This is a genomic window from Bacteroides sp. AM44-19 (genome assembly GCF_003603395.1).
Taxonomy (GTDB): Bacteria; Bacteroidota; Bacteroidia; order Bacteroidales; family Bacteroidaceae; genus Bacteroides; species Bacteroides uniformis.
The window spans coordinates 999,003-1,003,705 of sequence record NZ_QTNB01000001.1 but is presented as its reverse complement, the minus strand read 5'-3'; the positions used below and the strand labels follow the sequence as shown (position 1 = coordinate 1,003,705).

Below are 4,703 nucleotides of genomic sequence, written 5' to 3'. Positions count from 1 at the left end.
GGTGCGCCCGTATAGGCGATATAATAAATATAGCATTGGCAAGCTATTAGGTAAGTGTTCCAATATTTACCTATCATCACCAGCTTATCTGCCCACGAAAGGACGGCAGGGAGTATAGCACGCTGGAAAGCCATAAGTCAATTAGTTATCAAATTGCAACTGAATGGTGAGATGAAACAGATAGATACGAGGATAAAATCCAAACTGATTGAATGATAGTCCAAGTGAACCCAGTATGTTTTATAGTGAAAGATAACTTAACTCGCTATACCGTAATACCTCTGTTGCGAGCGTCGTGTAGTAGAGGCAGGAACAAATTACGGCACAACCGCAGTAAGCGGTAACGGGCGGAAGTCATATCCGATAATCTATCATAGCCATGTTATTATATCGTAAACGGGGATTGCCTAAATCGGAACGCCGCAAGGCTATTAGGTACAGACCTATGAAAATCCGACAAGGCAACGGAGCTTCCGTAGTAGTCTGAGCAGGGGAAAGCCCTGTACATGGCGAAGGGAAGCAGCTAATAATTTTAATGCAAATAACGGAAAATGTGAGAGACATTATGAGAAGTCCAGAGTATGTATTAAACAGTCTAACGGAACACAGTGAAAATTTGAATTACAAGTTCGAACGCTTGTACCGTATCTTTTTCAATGAGGAAATGTATTACGTTGCCTACCAACGCATATATGCGAAACCGGGCAATATGACAGCAGGTGCAGATGGGAAAACCATTGACCAAATGAGCCTGAACCGAATTGAACAACTGATAACATCGTTGAAAGATGAGAGTTATCAGCCCCAACCCTCAAAACGGGTGTATATCCCAAAGAAAAATGGGAAAATGCGTCCATTAGGTGTACCAGCTTTTAACGATAAATTATTGCAGGAAGTGGTCAGAATGATATTGGAAGCCATCTATGAAAGACAGTTTGAAAAAACGTCGCATGGCTTCCGACCCCTAAGAAGCTGCCACACTGCCTTGTCTGATATTCAGAAGACATTTTCGGGCGTGAAATGGTTCGTAGAAGGTGATATTAAGGGATTTTTCGACAATATCAATCATGAGATACTGATAGGTATTCTGAAAGAACGTATCGCTGACGAAAGATTTATTCGCTTGATTAGAAAATTTCTGAATGCAGGATATATCGAAGACTGGAACTTTCATAACTCCTACAGCGGAACACCGCAAGGCGGAATTGTCAGCCCTATCTTGGCAAACATATACCTTGATAAGTTGGATAAATTCATGAAGGAATACACTGAAAAATTTGATAAGGGGAAAGAACGGAAAAGAACCAAACAGGCAGTATCACTTGAAGGCAAACGACACCGTATTCTGAAAAAGTTGAAAGTGGTAAAAGACAAAAATGAAAGGTCAGAATTGATAAGACAATATAAGGCTTATCAAAAAGAAGGTTTGCAGTATTCTGATGGTGACGAAATGGATATGAACTACAGAAAACTCAAATACGTGAGATATGCGGATGATTTTCTAATTGGAATCATTGGCAGTAAACAAGATGCTATCATCATCAAAGAGGACATAAAGAACTTCCTCTATGAAAAGTTGGCTCTTACACTGTCCGATGAGAAAACACTTATCACCCATGCTGAAAACGCTGCAAAATTTCTCGGATATGAGATTTTTGTAAGGAAATCCAATGACACCAAAAGAAGCAAATACGGAGTACTAAGACGTGTCTTCAATAAGAGGATACAATTGGCACTTGGAAAGGATACGTTTAAGAAAAAGTTGCTCGAATATCGTGTTTTAGAAATAAAGATACACAACGGCAAGGAGTATTGGAAAGCAAAATCCCGTCCCAAACTTTCAAACAACAATGACTTTGAGATACTTGACAGGTACAACAAGGAAATAAAGGGCATTTACAATTACTATTGTTTGGCTAATAATTGTAGTAGTCTGTCAAAACTTGGGTATATCATGAAATATAGTATGTACAAAACATTTGCGCAGAAATATCGGACAACGATGTCGCAAATCCGAAAAAAGTACACCAAGAATGGACTTTTTTCAGTTAGATACTATTTAAAGAACGGTACTGCCAAAGACTTGACCTTTTATCATGGTGGGTTCAAAAAGAAAAATCCAATGAACATTAAGGATTTAGACAACTTGCCCAAATTCACATATCATCCTACAAACACAAGTCTTATAGATAGGCTGAAAGCGGAAAAATGTGAATTATGTGGAGTAGTCGATAAGTTAGTGATGCACCATGTGAGAAAATTAAAAAATCTTCAAGGGAAAACTACCTGCGAAAAACAAATGATGGCTCGCAAACGAAAGACTATTGCCATATGTGGTAAGTGTTACAAAAAACTCAGTAACAATGAATAGATTGATATTATTAGTAGAAAGCCGGATACGCGGAGACGTGTACGTCCGGTTTGGGGGCGAGCTTCCGAAAACCCACCGTAGTAATACGGCAGGGCGTTGGATGCTTAGCCTACCACTCAAATCCGTGAACAATCTGGTAAAGGACGCCCGGAAGGTGCAGCAGACCATCCTGATGGTGGGTGACATCACCGACACCTATGTGACCAGCTTCCAGAGGATGATGCGTGACGACAACTTCACGGTGGAGGAACTGGGAGCCATCGCCTTTGGCTACACCAAGCTGTTGGAGGAATCCAACGACGTGCTGACGGAGCTGAGGAACGTGGTGAACATCACCACGCTCTCCATGACGGACAAGGAGCGCATGGATGTGGTGGAACGCTGCTACTCCAAGATGAAGCATTACCGCAACCTCGTGAGCTACTACACCAACAAGAACATCAGCGTGAGCTACCTGCGGGCGAAGAAGAAGAACGACCTCGACCGCATCATGGGGCTGTACGGGAACATGAACGAAAGATACTGGTAGCCTATGAATTTCGACAACCTTCACCAGATTCTGCGCTCGCTCTACGAGCAGATGATGCCGCTATGCGGGGACATGGCGGGCGTGGCGAAAGGCATCGCCGGGCTGGGTGCGCTGTTCTACGTCGCCTACCGGGTGTGGCAGTCGCTGGCGAGAGCCGAACCGATAGACGTGTTCCCCATGCTCCGCCCCTTTGCGATAGGCTTGTGCATCATGTTCTTCCCGACGGTGGTATTAGGCACGATAAACAGTATCATGTCGCCCGTTGTGCAGGGCACGGCAAAGATGCTGGAGGCGGAAACGCTGGACATGAACCAGTACCGTGAGCAGAAAGACAAACTGGAATACGAGGCGATGATGCGCAACCCCGAAACCGCCTACCTTGTGTCAAACGAGGAGTTTGACAAACAGCTGGAGGAACTGGGCTGGTCGCCCGGCGACATGGTAACGATGGCGGGAATGTATATCGAACGTGGGATGTACAACATGAAGAAAGGCATCCGCGATTTCTTCCGCGAGATACTGGAACTGATGTTCCAAGCCGCCGCCCTCGTGATAGACACCATCCGCACCTTTTTTCTCGTGGTGCTGGCGATACTCGGTCCGATAGCCTTCGCCATATCGGTATGGGACGGCTTTCAAAGTACACTCACACAGTGGATATGCCGCTACATACAGGTTTATCTGTGGCTGCCCGTGTCGGATATGTTCAGCACCATACTGGCGAAGATTCAGGTGCTGATGCTGCAAAGCGACATCGAGCGCATGCAGGCTGACCCGAACTTCTCGCTGGATTCGAGCGACGGTGTGTATATCGTCTTCATGATCATAGGAATCATCGGCTATTTCACCATCCCCACGGTAGCAGGCTGGATTATCCAAGCCGGAGGCATGGGAAGCTACGGTCGCAACGTGAACCAGACGGCAGGACGAGCCGGAAGCATGGCGGGCAGCGTGGCGGGTGCAACCGCAGGAAACGTGGTCGGACGTGCCGGGAAACTGCTGAAATAATCAACTGACAATTAAAAACGAATAAATAACAATGGAATTTAAGTCACTTAAAAACATCGAATCATCGTTCAGGCAGATACGCCTGTTCGGTATCGTCTTCCTCTCGTTGTGTGCCGTAATAACGGTATGGAGCGTGTGGAGTTCCTACCGCTTCGCGGAGCGGCAACGGGAAAAGATTTACGTGCTGGACAACGGCAAGTCGCTGATGCTGGCTCTCTCGCAGGACTTGTCGCAGAATCGTCCGGCGGAGGCAAGGGAACACGTGCGCCGCTTCCACGAGCTTTTCTTCACACTCTCACCCGAAAAGAGCGCGATAGAGCATAACGTGAAACGCGCCCTGCTGCTGGCAGACAAAAGCGTGTACAACTACTATTCGGACTTCGCCGAGAAGGGATACTACAACCGCATCATCGCCGGAAACATCAATCAGGTGCTGAAGGTGGACAGCGTGGTATGCGACTTCAACGGCTATCCCTACCGTGCCGTGACCTACGCCACACAGAAGATCATCCGGCAAAGCAACGTCACCGAGCGCAGCCTCGTGACCACGTGCCGCCTCTTGAACTCGTCCCGTTCGGACGACAATCCCAACGGTTTCACCATCGAGGGATTCACCATCATCGAGAACAAGGATTTACAAACCATCAAAAGGTAAACGGATATGAAGAAAATCAGAAAATCATTTTGGCGTGCGTACTGGAGGATCCACGACAAAAAGAAAATGCTGGTGGCAAGGCTCAAAGGCTATCTGGACGGTTTGCCCCCGAAGACACGCAAACGCATCGTGCTGGCGAT

At 46.3% G+C, this 4,703-nt stretch carries 5 protein-coding genes; all 5 read left to right on the top strand.

What is annotated here, in order from left to right; all coding sequences use genetic code 11:
• Positions 1-565: 565 nt before the first annotated feature.
• Positions 566-2,371 (top strand): reverse transcriptase/maturase family protein, encoded by a 1,806-nt coding sequence (locus DW947_RS04550; protein ID WP_025066979.1) that lies wholly within the window; start codon positions 566-568, stop codon positions 2,369-2,371.
• Positions 2,364-2,900 (top strand): conjugal transfer protein TraI, encoded by a 537-nt coding sequence (locus DW947_RS04545; protein ID WP_119958454.1) that lies wholly within the window; start codon positions 2,364-2,366, stop codon positions 2,898-2,900. The genes DW947_RS04550 and DW947_RS04545 overlap by 8 nt, the downstream gene beginning before the upstream one ends.
• A 3-nt stretch (positions 2,901-2,903) precedes the next feature.
• A complete protein-coding gene (gene traJ, locus DW947_RS04540; RefSeq protein ID WP_005809199.1) occupies positions 2,904-3,908 on the top strand; it encodes a conjugative transposon protein TraJ in 1,005 nt (334 codons plus the stop codon).
• Between the two features lie 31 nt (positions 3,909-3,939).
• Positions 3,940-4,563, top strand: coding sequence for a conjugative transposon protein TraK (traK, locus tag DW947_RS04535; protein WP_004308925.1), 624 nt, complete (start codon positions 3,940-3,942; stop codon positions 4,561-4,563).
• A gap of 6 nt (positions 4,564-4,569) precedes the next feature.
• Positions 4,570-4,703 (top strand): TraL conjugative transposon family protein (locus DW947_RS04530; RefSeq protein ID WP_119958460.1); only part of this gene is annotated, 134 nt, incomplete at its 3' end.

Excerpts from the sequence above, each read along its gene's own strand:
- DW947_RS04550 (WP_025066979.1), top strand. The coding sequence starts at position 566 with ATGAGAAGTCCAGAGTATGTATTAAACAGTCTAACGGAACACAGTGAA.
- DW947_RS04545 (WP_119958454.1), top strand. The coding sequence starts at position 2,364 with ATGAATAGATTGATATTATTAGTAGAAAGCCGGATACGCGGAGACGTG.
- traJ (WP_005809199.1), top strand. The coding sequence starts at position 2,904 with ATGAATTTCGACAACCTTCACCAGATTCTGCGCTCGCTCTACGAGCAG.
- traK (WP_004308925.1), top strand. The coding sequence starts at position 3,940 with ATGGAATTTAAGTCACTTAAAAACATCGAATCATCGTTCAGGCAGATA.